The 16,129-nt window shown below is 71.7% G+C and carries 6 protein-coding genes; 5 read left to right on the forward strand and 1 reads right to left on the reverse strand.

Going from position 1 to position 16,129, the window contains the following annotated elements:
- Positions 1–31: 31 nt before the first annotated feature.
- The gene (locus tag JQS43_RS08520) at positions 32–9,118 is read left to right on the forward strand and encodes a non-ribosomal peptide synthetase (protein WP_239678516.1); all 9,087 of its coding nucleotides are present in this window, start codon (positions 32–34) and stop codon (positions 9,116–9,118) included.
- A gap of 79 nt (positions 9,119–9,197) precedes the next feature.
- On the opposite strand, the gene JQS43_RS08525 is transcribed toward JQS43_RS08520, so the two are convergent.
- Entirely contained in the window at positions 9,198–10,571 is a 1,374-nt protein-coding gene (locus tag JQS43_RS08525) for an FAD-dependent oxidoreductase (protein ID WP_239678517.1), read from the reverse strand.
- 50 nt (positions 10,572–10,621) lie between these two features.
- On the opposite strand from JQS43_RS08525, the gene JQS43_RS08530 reads away from it, so the two are divergent.
- From JQS43_RS08530 to JQS43_RS08545, 4 genes are all read left to right on the forward strand, one after another.
- Complete coding sequence (locus JQS43_RS08530) at positions 10,622–12,544, forward strand: AfsR/SARP family transcriptional regulator (protein WP_239678518.1); 1,923 nt, start codon at positions 10,622–10,624, stop codon at positions 12,542–12,544.
- Between the two features lie 42 nt (positions 12,545–12,586).
- Positions 12,587–13,927, forward strand: coding sequence for an ATP-grasp domain-containing protein (locus JQS43_RS08535; protein ID WP_239678519.1), 1,341 nt, complete (start codon positions 12,587–12,589; stop codon positions 13,925–13,927).
- A 113-nt stretch (positions 13,928–14,040) separates the two neighbouring features.
- Positions 14,041–15,558 (forward strand): tryptophan halogenase family protein, encoded by a 1,518-nt coding sequence (locus JQS43_RS08540; protein WP_275581082.1) that lies wholly within the window; start codon positions 14,041–14,043, stop codon positions 15,556–15,558.
- Positions 15,559–15,563: 5 nt separating this feature from the next.
- Positions 15,564–16,127, forward strand: coding sequence for a flavin reductase family protein (locus JQS43_RS08545; protein ID WP_239678521.1), 564 nt, complete (start codon positions 15,564–15,566; stop codon positions 16,125–16,127).
- Positions 16,128–16,129 lie beyond the last annotated feature (2 nt).

Here is a 16,129-nt window from a genome sequence, read left to right on the forward strand (position 1 = left end):
ACCGAGCACGGTGGCGAGAGCGAGGAACCAGATGACGACGGAGTGGGTGGCGGCGGCCTCCTTTGCGCAGGAGCGGGTGTGGCTCGACTGCCAGGCCACACCCGATCTGACCGCGTACAACCTCGTCACCACCGCGGACCTGCCCGGTGACCTGACCCACGGGCAGATCGAGCAGATGCTCGCCCGGCTGGTGGCGCGGCAGGAGGGTCTGCGGACCTCGCTGCAGCTACGCGACGGCGAGCTGATGCAGGTGGTCGCGGCGGAGCTGCCGGTGCCGTCGCTGCCGGTGACCGACCTGTCCGCGGCCCCCGTGGCCGAGCAGGAGCGGCGGGTGTGCCAGATCTGTGAGGTCGAAGCCGCCACCCCGTTCGAGTTGGCGACCGCGCCGTTGTGGCGGGCCCGACTGGTGCGGCTGAGCACCGGCTGGCAGCTGGTGTTCGCGGTGCACCATGCCATCTACGACGGTGGTTCGGCGACCGTGCTCTACGCGGAGTTGGCGGAGCTGGCGGCGGCGGCGCGCGAGCACCGGGAGCCGACCCTGCCCGAGCTGGAGATCCAGTACGCCGACTTCGCCGCCTGGCAGCGGGCGCTGGTCGCGGGCGACACCGGGCGGCAGCAGTTGGCGTACTGGCTGCGGCAGCTGGCGGGGGCGCCCCCGGTGCACGCGGTGCCGCTGGACTCACCGCGGCCGCCGGCACAGGCCCACGAGGGTGACGATGTCCTCTTCACGCTCCCGCCCGGCACCGGCCATAGTGCGCAGTCGCTCGCCCGGGCGCACGGCGCCACCGAGCTGGCGGTGATGCTCGCCGCTTACGTGGCGGTGCTGGCGGAGACGAGCGGTGAGCCGGACGTGGTCGTGGGGGTGCCGGCGATGGGCCGGGACCGAGCCGAGCTGCGACCGCTGATCGGCATGTTCGTCAACACGCTGGTGATCCGGGTGGACGCCGGTGGCGACCCTCGATTCGTCGACCTGCTCGGCCGGGTTCGGGACCGGCTCTTCGAAGCCTGGGACAACCAGGATCTGCCGATCCAGACGCTGGTCAAGCATCTGGTTTCGCAGCGGGACCCGAGTTACCGGCCGCTGTACCAACTCGGCTTCAACCACCTCAAGAGCTTCGACCGGGGCCGGGCCCACGGGGTGGCCCGCGACGAGCTGCTGCTGGTGGCCGCCGACGACGAAGGGCGGATCGAGTATCGGACCGACCTGTTCCGGCGCGAGACCGTGGAGCGGCTAGCCGAACGGTATGTAAGCCTGGTCGGTCAGGCGCTGGCCGAGCCGGAGCTGCGCCTGACCGAGCTGGCCGACGCCGCCCGGAGTCTCGCCGGCAGCGCCCGGAGTGAGGCCGCCGGCGGCACCGCCACCGGCCAGGAGCCCGCACCGCTGCCGGCGACCGCCGGGGCGCAGCGGTACCCGGTCTCGTTCAGCCAGGAACGGATGTGGGTACTGGAACGGCTGGCGCCCGGAGACCCCGTCTACCACATGCCGATGGCGCTGCGGCTACGCGGCGAGCTCCACCGACCGGCGCTGCAGCAGGCGCTCGATACCGTGGTCGGCCGCCACGGTGCCCTCCGCACCACCTTCGGAGAGCTGGAGGGCGAGCCGTACCAGCTGGTCTGGCCGGCGGAGCCGACGGCGATCCTGGTGGAAGATCTCACCGCGGTCGCAGCGGCGGAGCGGCTCCCGGTCGCCCGGGAGGTGACCGCCGCTGAAGCCCGGGCCCCGTTCGACCTGACGACCGGACCGTTGCTGCGGGTCAAGCTGCTGCGGCTCGCCGACGACGACCACTTCCTGCTGATCACGATGCACCACATCGTCGCCGACGGGTGGTCGATCGGCCTGCTGGCGGCGGAGCTGAGCGAGGCGTACCGGGCGGGTGTGGCCGGGGAGGCGCCGCGGCTGCCCGAGCTACCCCTGGGGTACGGCGACTACGCGGCCTGGCAGCGCCGGCAACTCGCGGGGGAGGAGTTGGCACGCCAACTCGAGCATTGGCGGGAGCATCTGGCCGGGGCGCCGGCGCTGCTGGAGCTGCCGACCGAACAGCCACGTCCGGCCACCGAGACGTTCGCTGGCGACCGGACCGTCTTCCCGTTGCCGGAGGCGCTGAGTGACCAGATCAGCCGGCTGACCGCCCGGACCGACACCACCCAGTTCATGGTGATGCTGGCGGCGCTGCAGGTGACGCTGGCCCGTTACACCGGGCAGCGGGACATCGTGGTGGGTACCCCGATCGCCGGGCGGACCCATCCGGAACTGGACCAACTGGTCGGATTGTTCGTCAACACCCTGGCGCTGCGGGGCCGGCTGGCCGGCAACCCCAGCTTCCGGGAGGTGCTGGCGCAGGCCCGGGAGGCGACGCTGGCCGGGCTGAGCAACCAGGAGGTGCCGTTCGAGAAGCTGGTCGAGACGCTCCAGCCCGAACGTAGCTTGAGCCACTCGCCCGTCTTCCAGGTGCAGCTGATCGTGCAGAACACACCCCCGGCGGAGCTGCGGCTGCCGGGCCTGACGCTGACCGCCGAGAGCCGGCACACCCGGAGCGCCAAGTTCGACCTGACCGTCGAGGTGGTGCCGCTGGCGGGCGGTGCGACCGGGGTCGCGGTGGAGTACAAGACCGACCTGTTCAGCGCCGACTGGGCTCGCCGGTTCGCCGGCTGCCTGACCGAGGTGCTGCAGGCGGTCACCGACAACGTGGACCGCGCGGTCTTCGACATCGACCTGTTGCCGGCCGGGCAGCGCGACGAGGTGATCGGGGCGCCGAACCGCACCGCGGCGCCGATCTCGGCCGACGCGGCGGTCGAGCGGCTGGTGGCGGCGCTCGCCGGAGCGGGCACCGTCGCCGTCGGGGAGACGGTCACGCCGCTGTCGGCGGTGGGGGAACACGCGGCCCGGCTCGCCACCGTGCTCGCCGAGCACGAGGTCGGTCCCGATGCCCTGGTCGGGCTCTGCGTGGACCGCTCAGCCGGGATGCTCGCCGGGATGCTCGGAGTGTGGCGGGCCGGCGGGGCGTACGTACCGCTGGACCCGGCGTTCCCGGCGGACCGGCTGCGGATGATGGTGGCAGACTCCGGCCTGCGGGTGATCGTCACCGACGAAGCGCAGCACCGGCTCGCCGCGCAGCTCGCCGGCCCGGGCGTGGTGGTGCTGCGGTTGGACGGGGCGGCGGTCGCCGCGGCCCCGCCGCAGCCGCAGCCGGTTCGAGTCCGGGGCGACAACCTGGCGTACGTCATCTACACCTCGGGGTCGACCGGCCGGCCGAAGGGCGTCGAGGTGCCGCACCGGCCGGTGGTGAACCTGCTCGACTGGTTCGCCGGGTCGCTGCGGCTGGCTGGTTCCGACACGCTGGTCGCGGTGACCACGCTCTCGTTCGACATCGCGGTGCTGGAGCTGTTGCTGCCACTGTGGACCGGTGCCAGGCTGGTAATCGCTACCCAGGAGCAGAGCACCGATCCCCGATTGCTCCGGCGGCTGCTGGACGACGCACAGGCGACGGTGGTGCAGGCTACCCCGGCGACCTGGCGGATGCTGGTCTCCGCCGGCGGCGTGCCGGCCTGGGTGCGAACCCGGCTGTGCGGCGGCGAGGCGTTGCCACCCGATCTCGCCGACGAGCTGGTGGGGCCCGAGATCTCGCTGTGGAACGTCTACGGGCCGACCGAGACCACGGTGTGGTCGGCGGCCGGTCAGGTGACCGGCTCCCCGCCGGCGATCGAGGTCGGGCCGCCGGTGGGCAACACCGCGCTCTACGTCCTCGACCCGCGCCTGCTGCCGGTCCCGCTAGGTGTAGTCGGTGAGGTCTATATCGGAGGCGACGGGCTGACCCGCGGGTACCACGGCCGGCCGGGGCTGACCGCCGAGCGGTTCGTGCCGGACCCGTTCAGCCGGGTCGCCGGTGCCCGGATGTACCGCACCGGCGACCTTGCCCGCCGGCTCCCCAACGGCTGCCTGGAGTTCCTCGGCCGCGCCGACAACCAGGTGAAGGTCCGCGGGTTCCGGATCGAGACCGGGGAGATCGAGACGGTGCTCGCCGAGCACCCGGCGGTGAGCCAGGCCGTCGTCACCGCCGACACCTCCGCCGGCGAAACCCGCCTGGTCGGGTACCTGGTCGCCGTCGCGGTCGACGCGACCCCGGCGCAGCTGTGGCCACAGCTGCGGCCACATCTGCGCGCCAGCCTGCCCGACTACATGCTGCCGGCGACGCTGGTGGTGCTGCCCGAATTTCCACTCACCCCCAACGGCAAGATCGACCGGCGGGCATTGCCGGCGCCGACCTGGGGCGCCACCAGCACCGTCAGTCACGTCGCGCCCCGTACCGAGGTGGAGGAGAAGCTCGCGGCCGCCTGGGCGCAGCTGCTCGCGATCACCGACCCGATCGGGGTGCACGATGACTTCTTCACGCTCGGCGGGCACTCGCTGACCGCCACCCGGTTGGTCGCCCGGATCCGCGGCATGTTCGGGCCGCAGTTGTCGCTGCGGGACGTCTTCGCGGGCGCCACCATCGCCGAGTTGGCGACCGCGATCGTGGCCCACCCCGACTACGGACGCGCCGCCGCGGCCGGGCCGGGGCCGCTGGCCACGGCCGCCCCGCCGGCTCCGACCGCCGCACCGGCGCCGGCCAGCCCGACCGCCCCGGCCAGCCCGACCGCGGCCGGCGGGTCCGGGCTGGCGCAGATGTCTGACCAGGACATCGAGGCGTTGCTCGCGGCGGCCCTGCGGGAGCGGGAGTCCCGGCAAGCGGTCGCAGCGCCGCTCCAGTACCCGTTGTCGCCGTTCCAGCGGCGGCTCTGGTTCCTGCAGCAGCTCGCCCCGGACGAACCGCTCTACACAGTGCACAACCACTGGCCGCTCGGCCCGGATGTCGACCCGGCGGCGGTGCAACGGGTGGCGGACGCGCTGATCGCCCGGCACCCCGCCCTGCGGACCACCTTTACCGTCATCGACGAGGAACCGGTACAGGTGGTGGCCCCGCCCGGGGGCTCCGCCGAACTGACCGTGGTGGACGTCTCCGGCCAGCCCGCGGCGGACCGGGCGGCAGCTGCCCAACAGGCGTTCGCCGAGGAGCTGCACCGCCCCTTCGACCTGACCGCCGGTCCGCTGGTACGGCTGCGGTTGCTGCGCGCCGGCGACGAACACGTCCTGCTGCTGAACCTCCACCACCTGATCGCCGACGCCACCTCGGTCGAACTGCTCCGCAGCGAGTTCACGCGCTGCTACCGGGAAGAGACCGAAGGCGTCGCGGCGGCGCTGCCGCCGCTACCTACCAGCTACGGCGAGTACGCCCGCGCCGAGACCGACGCGGCCGGGGAGCGGCGCCTCGCCGAGCAGCTCGAGTACTGGCGGGACCGGCTCGCGGGCGCGCCGGCGTTGCTGGAGCTACCTACCGACCGGCCCCGGCCGGCGGTGCAGACCTTCCGGGGTGGTAGCTACGAGCGACCGCTGACCGCCGAGGTCACCAGCGCCCTGCTGGCGACCGCCCGGCGGGAGGGGAGCACGCCCTATCCGACCGTGCTCGCCGCTTTCCAGCTGCTGCTGGCGCGTTACAGCGGTCAGCGGGAGGTGCTGGTCGGCACTGCCGTGACCCGCCGGCCCACCGAGGAGCTCGACCAGGTGGTCGGGTTGTTCGTCAATACCGTCGTCGCCCGCGGCGACCTGTCGGGCAATCCGACGCTACGAGAACTAGTGGCGGCGACCCGTGCCGAGCACGTGGCCGCCCTCAGCAATGCGGATGTCCCGTTCGACCGGGTGGCCGAGGCGCTGCGGCCGGACCGGAGCGCCTCGTACTCACCGGTTTTTCAGGTGATGTTCGTCTACAATGATGTGTCACAGCTCGTCGGCGCGGCCGGGGCCGAGGCCGGGCTCGACGACCTCGGGCAGCTGCGGGTGCCGGTGCCGGCGGCCCGGTTCGACCTGACCCTCTCGGTGGGCCAGCGGCGGGGCCGGTTCCAGCTGATGTTCGACTTCAACCAGGACCTCTTCGACGAGTCGACCATCGCCGCGATGGCCGACCAGCTGGCGCGGCTGCTGGCGGCCTTCACCACCGAGCCGGAGCAGCGCAGCTGGGACGTGCCGCTGCTCACCCCGGCGCAGCGCGAGGAGCTGCTGCTCGACCGGCAACCGGTCCGGGCGTACCCGCAGCGGTTCGTTCCGGACCTGGTGGCGGCGGTCGCCGCCGACCATCCGGCGGCGCCAGCGCTGCTCGCCGAAGGCGAGACGCTCTCCTACGGGGAGCTGGTGCAGCGGGCCGGGCAACTCGCGCAACAGCTTCACGCGCTCGGGGTGGGCCCGGACCAGCGGGTCGCGCTAGCGCTCCCGGCCGGTGCCGACGCGTTGGTGGCGGTGCTCGGCATCATGCGGGCGGGCGGCGCCTACCTGCCGCTGGACCCGGGGCATCCGGTGGAGCGGCTGAGCTGGATCGTCGCCGACGCCGGGGCGGAGGTGCTGGTGACCACCTCCGGCCACGCCGATCAGTTCGCTGGCCTCGACCGTAGGTTGGTATTGCTGGACCAGCTGCCCCCGGCGGCCGGCCCGGTGCCGGCCGCCGCCCCGCTGCACCCGCTCAACGCGGCGTACGTCATCTACACCTCCGGGTCGACCGGCGCGCCCAAGGGTGTGGTGGTCTCGCACGCAGCCCTGAGCAACCTCACCCAGTCGTTTGTGGACCTGCACGGGTTCACCGCCGCTGACCGGCTGTTGATGATCCCGCCGCTGAGCTTCGACGCCTCGGTGGGGGACATCTTCCCCGCGCTGGTCAGCGGTGCCGCGCTGGTGCTGCATCCGGAACCGGCGGCGCTCGCTGGCAAGGACCTGCTGCGCAGCTGCGCCAAACAGGGCGTCACCGCGGTCGACGCGCCGTCGGCGCTGTGGCAGCAGTGGGTCGACGACCTCGCCGCCGGTGAGGTGCCCGACCCGGGGCCACTCACCCAGCTGATGGTCGGCGGCGAGGCGGTCCCGGCCGGTAAGGCAGCCGGCTGGGCGCGCGCCACCGGCGGCTCGGTACGGCTGGTCAACCATTACGGGCCGACCGAGGCGACGGTCTGCGCCACCACATACGCCACAGTAGATGGCTCCGAGGTGGCTGGCGCCGGTCACCTCCCGGCGGGTACGCCGGTGCCGAACGTCCGCTGCTACGTGCTCGACGAGCGGCTGCGACCGGTCCCCGACGGCGTACCAGGGGAGCTCTGCCTGGGCGGCGCCGGAGTCGCCCGCGGCTACCTGGGTAGGTCCGGGCTGACCGCCGACCGGTTCGTCCCCGACCCGTTCAGCGAAGAGCCGGGGGCGCGGCTGTACCGCACCGGTGACCGGGCCCGCTGGCATCACGCCGCCGGTTCCCCGCAGCTGGAGTTCCTCGGCCGGACCGACGCCCAGGTCAAGATCCGAGGCCACCGGGTCGAGCTGAGCGAAGTGGAAGCGGCGATCACCAGTCACCCCGAGGTACGCGAGGCGGCGGTGGTCGCCCGTGCCGGAGTCGGCGGAGATCGGCTGATCGGATATGTGGCACCGCATCCGGCGGTCGAGCTGGACATCGAGCGGCTCCGGAGTCACCTGCGCGACCGCCTCCCCGAGTACCTGCTGCCGGCCCGGCTGCTGCTACTGGAGTCGCTGCCGCTGACCAGACACGGCAAGGTGGACCGTACCGCGCTGCCGGAGCCCGCCGCCGACGACGACGGCCGGCCCGCCTACACCGCGCCGGCGGGGCCGACCGAGTCGGTGCTGGCGGAGGTGTGGGCGGAGGTGCTGGAGCTGCCCAACCCGGTCGGCCGCGACGACAACTTCTTCGACCTCGGCGGCCACTCGTTGCTGGCGATCACCGTCGCGACCCGGCTGGGTCGGCGGCTCGGCCACCAACCCTCGCCGAAGCTGCTCTTCCAGGCCGAAACCCTGGCGGAGCTGGCGCAGCTGATCGACCAGGCGGGCAACCCCGCCACCGGAGCTACCGTCGCGGCACCGGACCTGCGGGCGGAGGCTAGGTTGCCCGACGACGTCTGCGCCGACCTGGCGCCGTACCGGCCCGGGCCGCTGTCGCAGGTGTTGCTGACCGGCGCGACCGGCTTCCTCGGCGCCTACCTGCTCGACGACCTGCTGCGGCACACCAACGCCACGGTCTACTGCCTGGTCCGGGCGGGCTCGGCCACCGCCGGGGCGGAGCGGATCGAGCAGAACCTCCGGCGCTACCAGCTGTGGCGGCCGGAGCTGGCCGGGCGGATCACGCCGGTCGCCGGTGACCTCGCCGAACCCGGGCTCGGGTGGTCGGCGGACCAGTTCACCGCGCTCGGCGAGCAACTCGATGCCATCTACCACAATGGTGGGTTGGTGAACTTTCTGCAGCCCTACGAGTGGCTCCGCCCGGCGAACGTGACCGGCACCGAAGCGGTGCTCCGGCTCGCCGGGACGGGTCGAACCACGCCGGTGCACTTCGTCTCCACGCTGGGAGTCTTCCTCTCGGAGCAGTACCGCTCCGGGCAGGTAAGCGAGGCCGATGTGCCGGCCGAGCCGGTGGGTATGACCTCGGCCTACAACCAGAGCAAGTGGGTGGCCGACACGATGGTACGGGCGGCGGCCGAGCGGGGCCTGCCGGTGACCATCCACCGGCCGGCCCGGATCAGCGGCGACAGCCGCACCGGCGCCACCAACGTCGACGACTACTTCAGTCGGCTGCTCAAGACCTATGTCCAGCTGGGCAGCGTGCCGCTGTGGGAGGCCGAGACCGACCTGTACCCGGTGGACTCGGTCAGCGCGACCATCGGCCACGTCTCCCGGCGACTCGCGGCCGGCGAGGAGCCCGACGGCAGCGGACTGCACTACTTCAACAACGCGACCATCAGCTTCGACGAGATCGCGGTGACGCTGCGGCGGGCCGGCTTCCCGGTTCGCCGGCTCGGTTATCCGCAGTGGCGGGAGGAGCTGCTGACCCGGGTCTCCCAGGGGGAGGACCTGGCCCTGGCGTCGTTCGCGCCGTTGATGCCGGAGGAGGAACCGGCGGATTCGCTGCCTACGTTCGACTGCTCCCGAGCCGAGGAGTATGCCGCGGCGGCGGGGGTTCCCTGCCCACCGGCCGACGGCGCGCTGCTGCGCCGCTACGTCGACTACTTTGTCGAGACCGGCTACCTCGAGCGGCCCGGGAGCTGACATGGTCAGGCCGCGGTCGCGGAGGCCGGCGCCGGCACGGCTGCCGCGGGCAGCCGCAGTCGCGCCGGCGCGCGTAGCCTCAGCCGCGCCGCCGGCGCCAGGCTGCCCGGGCCACCAGCGCCGTGCCGACGGTGGCCGCCGCCGCGCCCCAGGTCAACAGCCGGTCCTGGCGTTGGGCACGCCGCAGTGCGTCGGCGTAGGGGATCGCGGTGTGGGACACCATCCGGTAGAGCGGCTGCCACAGCTGCGGCGCCAGCCGGTGCAGCGCCAGATCGGCCTGGGCCCGCAGCATGTGCAACGGATTGCGAACCCGGTCCCGCAGCTCGATGAAGTTGTCGGTCGCCAGGTCGGCAAGCACATCGGTGTGCGGCTTCCGCGACTGCTGATAGGTGGCGAGCGCGGTCTCCGAGACCCCGTAGCGGGCCAGGCAGTCGTCGAGGACCAGACAGTCCTCGAACGCCGAGTTCATGCCCTGCCCGTAGAAGGGGTAGATGGCGTGGCACGCGTCGCCGACCAACACCACCCGGTCGCGGTGGTGCCACGGGGCGGTCCGAATCGTGACGAGCTGACTGACCGGATGGGCGAAGTACTGGTCGGCCAGATCGGGCACCAGCTCCGGCAGATCGCCGAACTCGGTGGCGAAGAAGCTCGCCACCGCCGCCTCAGTGGTCAACGAATCGAAGCTGGGCTGGTCCGGACGCTGCGGATCGTCGTGGTGTGGCAGCAGAACCGTGCAGGTGAGCGAGTTGTCGGTGTTGGGGTGGGCCACGACCAGACCGCGGCGGCTCGGCCACACGTGCAGCGCCTCGATCGGGGTGCGGGCGCTGCCGTCGGGATTGCTGCGGATGGTCAGCTCCCGGTAACCCCAGTCGAGGAAATCCTGCCGATAGTTGACCGGCAAGCCGCGGTGCATCAACTGCCGGACCTCGGAGAAGGCCCCGTCCGCCCCGATGATCAGATCCGCCTCGACGGTGCGACGCTCGCCCGTGCCCGGCTTGGTGAGGGTGAGTCTACCGCCGTCGCGATCCAGCTCGCTGCCTCGCCATCCGAAGTGGAATCGGACCGCCGGCTCCTTCTCAGCGCGATCGACGAGCACCGCGTTGAGTTCGTTGCGGCGGATCGAGTGCAGGATCTCCTCCGGCCGGGTGCCGTAAGGCTGGAACCGCAGCGGTGCCCCGGGCTGGTGGATCACCCGGCCTCGCATCGGCACCAGGCTCGGCGCCATCCCGTCCCAGAGGCCCACCGCCCGCAGCGCCCGGATGCCCCGGGCGGAGATCCCGAGATTGATGGATCGGCCTTCAGCCTCGCCGCCGGCGCGGGGATCGCCGCGCCGCTCGAAGACATCGACCGCGAAACCGCGGCGGCCGAGCAGGACAGCCAACAAGGAGCCGGCGAGCCCGGCCCCCACGACCGCGACCCGACCGAGGCGTCCGTCCGGTGTGGTCGCGCTCATGTGCGACATGATGCCGTGACCCGGCACATCTGTCAACGGAGGTGCCCGCAATGAATAACGCTTTGATGTCGGATCCGACCATTGTCGAATCCGAGCTTCCCGACCAGCTCCGGTCGCTGGAGTTCCGGGTGCTGGGTCCGCTGGAGATGCGGGCGGGGGAGGTGGTGTTGCCGATCGCGGGGGCGCGTCAGCGTACGGTGCTGGCGATGTTGCTCACCGCTGCCGGCCGGGTGGTGCCGGTGGACACTCTGGTCGAGGCGGTATGGGACGGGCATCCGCCGGTCACCGGCCGCACCCAGGTGGCGATCTGCGTGGCCGGGCTCCGCAAGACCTGCAAGGCGGCGGGCGCGGGCGAAGTGGTGGTGACCGCGTCACCCGGGTACCGGCTGGTTACCGACCCGCACCGGCTCGACGCGACCGAGTTCAGTGCGCGGGTCGAGCAGGCGCGCTCGTTCGCCCGGGCACAGCGGGTGGAACGGGCGGTCGCCGCGTTCCGGGAGGCGTTGGCGATGTGGCGCGGCCGCGCCCTGGTCAACATCCGCAGCGAACTGGTCCGGGCGGCGGCGGCGCGGCTGGAGGAGGAACGGCTCAGCGCGTATGAGCAGTACACAGCGCTCCGATTAGAGCTGGGGCAGCACCGGGCGTTGATCGGCGAGCTGACCGACCTGGTCCGGCAGCAACCGACCTGGGAGCAGGCGCGAGCGCACCTGATGCTGGCCCACTACCGCTGCGGTCGGCGGGCCGAGGCGCTGGAGGTGTTCCGGCAGGGCCGGTCCTACTCCATCGCCGAGCTCGGGCTGGAGCCCGGGCCGGTGCTCAGCGACCTGCACACCGCGGTGTTGCGGGACGATCCGGGCCTGGCGATGCCCAGCGGCCCAGCGGTGGTCAGCGCAGCCGTCGATGTGGTGCCGGCCCAGCTGCCGCCCGACGAGCCCGCGTTCACCGGCCGCCGCCGGGAACTCGACCAGCTCGACGACGCCCTACTCGGCGACCGTGGCCGGAACCGGCCACTACGATGGGGTCAGCTCAGCGGCGGGGTGGGAGTCGGTAAGACCGCGCTGGCGGTGCACTGGGCGCACCGGGTGGCGGCGGAGTTCCCGGACGGCCAGCTCTTCGTCGACCTGCGGGGTTATGACCCGCACCGCGAACCGGTCCGGGCCGCGGCGGTGCTCGACGACTTCATCCGGGCGCTCGGGCGCCCGCCGGAGCAGGTACCAGAGGGTATCGATGCCCGGGTCGCCTTCTACCACAGTCTGCTGGCCGAGCGTCGGATGCTGATCGTGCTGGACAACGCGCGTTCGTACGCCCAGATTCAGCCATTGTTGCCGGGCTCCGGCAATTGTCGGGTGATCGTCACCGGACGGGAGACGCTGGATGGTCCGGCGGCGGTCCGGATCCGGTTGGCGGAGCTGGACGGTGGCGAGTCGACGGCCTTGCTGCGGCGGGCGGTGGGCGATGCCCGGGTAGCGGCGGACGCAACGGCGGTGGCGTGGCTGGGGGAGCTCTGCGACGGTCTGCCGCTGGCGCTGCGTTCGGCGGCGGCGAGGCTCGCCGCCAAGCCGCACTGGAGCGTGGGGGAGCTGGCCCACCGGCTCGCCGACGGTCAGCGGCGGCTCACCGAACTCGACCCCGGCGACACTGGGCTGACCGCCGGGTTCTGGCTGACGTACCAGTCGCTGCCAGCGGACGCCGCGAGCATGTTCCGGCGGCTGACGTTGCTCTCGGCGCACGAGGTGGCGGCCGCCGACGCAGCTCCGTTGCTGGCGATCGGGCCATCGGCCGCGGAGGACCTGTTGGAGCGGCTGGTCGACGCGCACCTGTTGGAGGTGGGGCGCCGAGACGAGCAGGGCCGCCGCCGATTCCGCCTGCGTGGGCTGCGCCGACTCTACGCACAACAGCGGGCGGGGCTCGACGACAGCCCGAGTGACCACCGGGACGTGCAGGAACGATTGTCGCCGGCGGAGGCCGGGTAATCTGGCGGGTGGGAATCACACGAAAACCACAATGGAGTGGCGATGTCTGGACTGTCCGTAAACGCTGCCCCCGCCGCCGGCTCTGGCGTCACCACGCCCGAGCTGGTGGTGCTCATCCGCGACATCAGCACTGTGGCGGTGATCCGCATGGCCGAGGTGGTCCGGCAGGCCGGCTGCCGGGTCGCGCTCGTCACCGGGCCGGACACCCCGGCCGTGCAGGCGCGCCTGGCCGCGGGCTTCGATGAGGTAGAGGTGGTGGCGGACCTCGGCGACCTGCCAGCAGTGACCGCGGCGCTACACCGACTCGCCGTCGGGCAGCGGCTCAGCGCGGTGCTCGCCACCTCCGACAGCTGCGTTTCGCTGGCGGCGCAGGCCGCCGCGGCGGCGGGGCTCACCCGCACGCCCGCCGAGCCGATCGTCCTCACCCGCAACAAATTTGCTGCCCGGCAACGGTTGCGCCGGTGTGGCGCCTCGGTGCCCGGATATGCGCTGCTCTCCGGCGAGGGGCAGGTCGCTTCGGTCGCAGCGCAGGTGGGGCTGCCCGCGGTTGCGAAGCCGGTCACCGGCACCGGCAGTCACCTGGTCTTCACCGTCGCCAGCGAGGCTGAGCTGGCGGCTGCTTATCAGACCACGGTGGCGCGGCTGGCGGCCCGCCCGCTGGGCCAGCTGTACCGGCAGCCGCTGGCCGATGATGCCGGCGAGCGGGTGGATCCGCTGCGCACGGTGCTGGTCGAGGCGGCTCTGCAGGGGCGCGAATACTGTGTCGACCTGGTGGTCCGCGACGGTGAGGTGAGCCAGCTCGGCCTGGTCGACAAGTTCCTGCTGGACGAGCGGTTCTTCGAGCTCGGCTTCGTCAGCCCACCGTTCGATCTGCCGCCGGAGCGGGAGCAGGCGATCCGGGAGTGCGTCGACGCCGCCGTAACCGCGCTGGGCCTGGACAACACGGTCGCCCACGTCGAGGTGATCGACGATCCGGTGCTCGGACCCACCATCGTCGAGGTCAACCCGGGCCGACCGGGCGGGCCCGGGCCGATGACGCTCTACTCGGCGGCGGGAGTGAACACCGTCGCCGAGCTGATCGCGGTGCACCGGGGCACCCCCGGTGGCGAGCTGCCGGAGCAGGTGCCGGTCCCGCTGGCGTCGATGTGCTTCTACGCCCACGGCCGCGGGCGGCTGCGGGCCGTGGAAGGGCTTGACCAGGTGGCCAACCACCCTGACGTGCTCTCGGTCAACTCGTCGCTGGAGCCGGGGGACCTGTTGACCGACGAACATGAGGTGATCGTGGCGACCGCGGTGCTGGCCGGCTTCGTCGACCGGGAAGACCTGGTCAAGACCTACCACGAGCTCGCTGGCTCGATCCGGCTCGTCGCGGATCGCGACTAGTCACCGGGGCCGCATTCACCGCGAAAATCAACTCGATAACGGGTTGAAAACCCTGCCGACTAACGTGGACAGCGAGTCGGAGGAGGGACACATTGATCAGTTCTGTGGTGATCGTGGGCGGGGGCACGGCCGGATGGATGACCGCGACATACCTGAAGACTACCTTCGGTGACCGGCTTTCGGTCACCTTGGTGGAGTCGGCCCAGGTGTCCACGATCGGAGTCGGGGAGGCGACGTTCAGCACCGTCCGCCACTTCTTCGACTATCTCGGCCTGGATGAGCGGGAGTGGATGCCGCACTGCGGCGGCAGCTACAAGCTCGGCATCCGCTTCCAGGACTGGCGTGGGCCCGGGCATCACTTCTACCACCCGTTCGAGCGGTTGCGGGTGGTAGACGGGTTCAACGTGGCCGACTGGTGGTTGCAGATCGGTGACCGGAGCCAGCCGTTCGACCGGCAGTGCTACGTCACCTCGGCGCTCTGCGAGGCGAAGGCCTCCCCGCGCGCCATCGGCGGCAGCCTGTTCGCCAACGAGCTGGACGGCCCGCTCGGCCGCTCGACCCTGGCCGAACAGCGCGACCAGTTCCCGTACGCGTACCACTTCGACGCCGCCAAGCTGGCGGAGTTCCTGACCGGATACGGCGTGCAGCGCGGGGTCCGGCATGTGACCGACGATGTGGTGCAGATCGGGCAGGATGAGCGGGGCTGGATCAGCCACGTCACCACCAAAGAGCATGGTGAGCTGCGCGGAGACCTGTTCATCGACTGCACCGGTTTCCGTGGGCTGCTCATCAACCAGACGTTGGGTGAGCAGTTCGAATCCTTCCAGGATGTGCTGCCGAACAACCGGGCAGTGGCGCTGCGGGTCCCGAAGGATCAGGAGCGGGAAGGGATGAAGCCGTACACCACCGCGACCGCGATGGGCGCCGGCTGGATCTGGACGATCCCGCTCTTCGGCCGCGACGGCACCGGTTACGTCTACTCCGACCAGTACTGCACCCCGGAGGACGCCGAGGCGACGCTGCGGCAGTACGCCGCGCCCGGGCAGGACGACCTGTCGGCCAACCACATCCGGATGCGGATCGGCCGCAACCAGCGCTCCTGGGTCAACAACTGTGTCGCCATCGGACTCTCCAGCGGGTTCGTGGAGCCATTGGAGTCGACCGGCATCTTCTTCATCCAGCACGGGGTGGAGCAGCTGGTGCGGCACTTCCCGGACGAGCGGTTCGACCAGGCGCTGATCGACGCCTACAACGATCGGGTCAACCATGTCATCGACGGGGTCAAGGAGTTCCTGGTCCTGCACTACCGGGCGGCGCAGCGCGACGACACCCCGTACTGGAAAGAGGCCAAGGTAAGGCCGATCCCGGACGGGCTGGCCGAGAAGCTCACGCTCGCCTCCTCGCTGCTGCTGGACGAGGAGACCATCTACCCCTATTACCACGGCTTCGAGCTGTACTCGTGGGTGACGATGCTGCTGGGGTTGGGCCACGAGCCGCAGACGCCGCGCCCGGCGCTGGCGTTGGCTGACCCCGCCGGGGCTCGGGAGGAGTTCGCGCGGATCGAAGCAGACGCGGCTCGGATCATCTCGACGATGCCGAGCTGTTACGACTACCTCGCGTCGATCAACTGATCGCGATGGCCATCCGGCAACCCGGCACCGTCGCGGCGCCCGCCGAGGTCCGTGAGGTCCTCCCGGTCGACTCTGCCGACCCGGTCACCACGCTGGGGTTCCGAACGCTGATGAGCGGGTTCCCCAGCGGGGTGGCGGTGGTCTGTGCGGTGGATCAGCAGCAGCGGCCGCACGGCATGACCTGCACCTCGTTGTGTAGCGTGACGGTCGACCCGCCGACGCTGCTGGTGAGCCTGCAGGTGGCGAGCGGAACCCTGCACGCCCTGCGCGAGCGCGGCTCGTTCACGCTGAATCTGCTGCACGCGCAGGGGCAGGGCACCGCCGAGCTGTTCGCCTCCCGGGATCCGGACCGGTTCGGTCGGGCGACCTGGCAGCCGTCGCCGGTGGTGGGGGCGCCGTGGCTGACCGAGGCGGCGTTCGCACTGGCCGAGTGCCGGGTGAGCCAGCTCGTCCCGGTCGGCGATCACACGCTGGTGATCGGAGCGGTGGTAAACATCCAGCAGCGTCCCGACACCCCGTTGCTCTACGGGCTGCGGCAGTTCGCCAGCTGGCCCGGCCACGCCGGCTGACC

The sequence above is a fragment of the Natronosporangium hydrolyticum genome (assembly GCF_016925615.1).
Classification (GTDB): domain Bacteria; phylum Actinomycetota; class Actinomycetes; order Mycobacteriales; family Micromonosporaceae; genus Natronosporangium; species Natronosporangium hydrolyticum.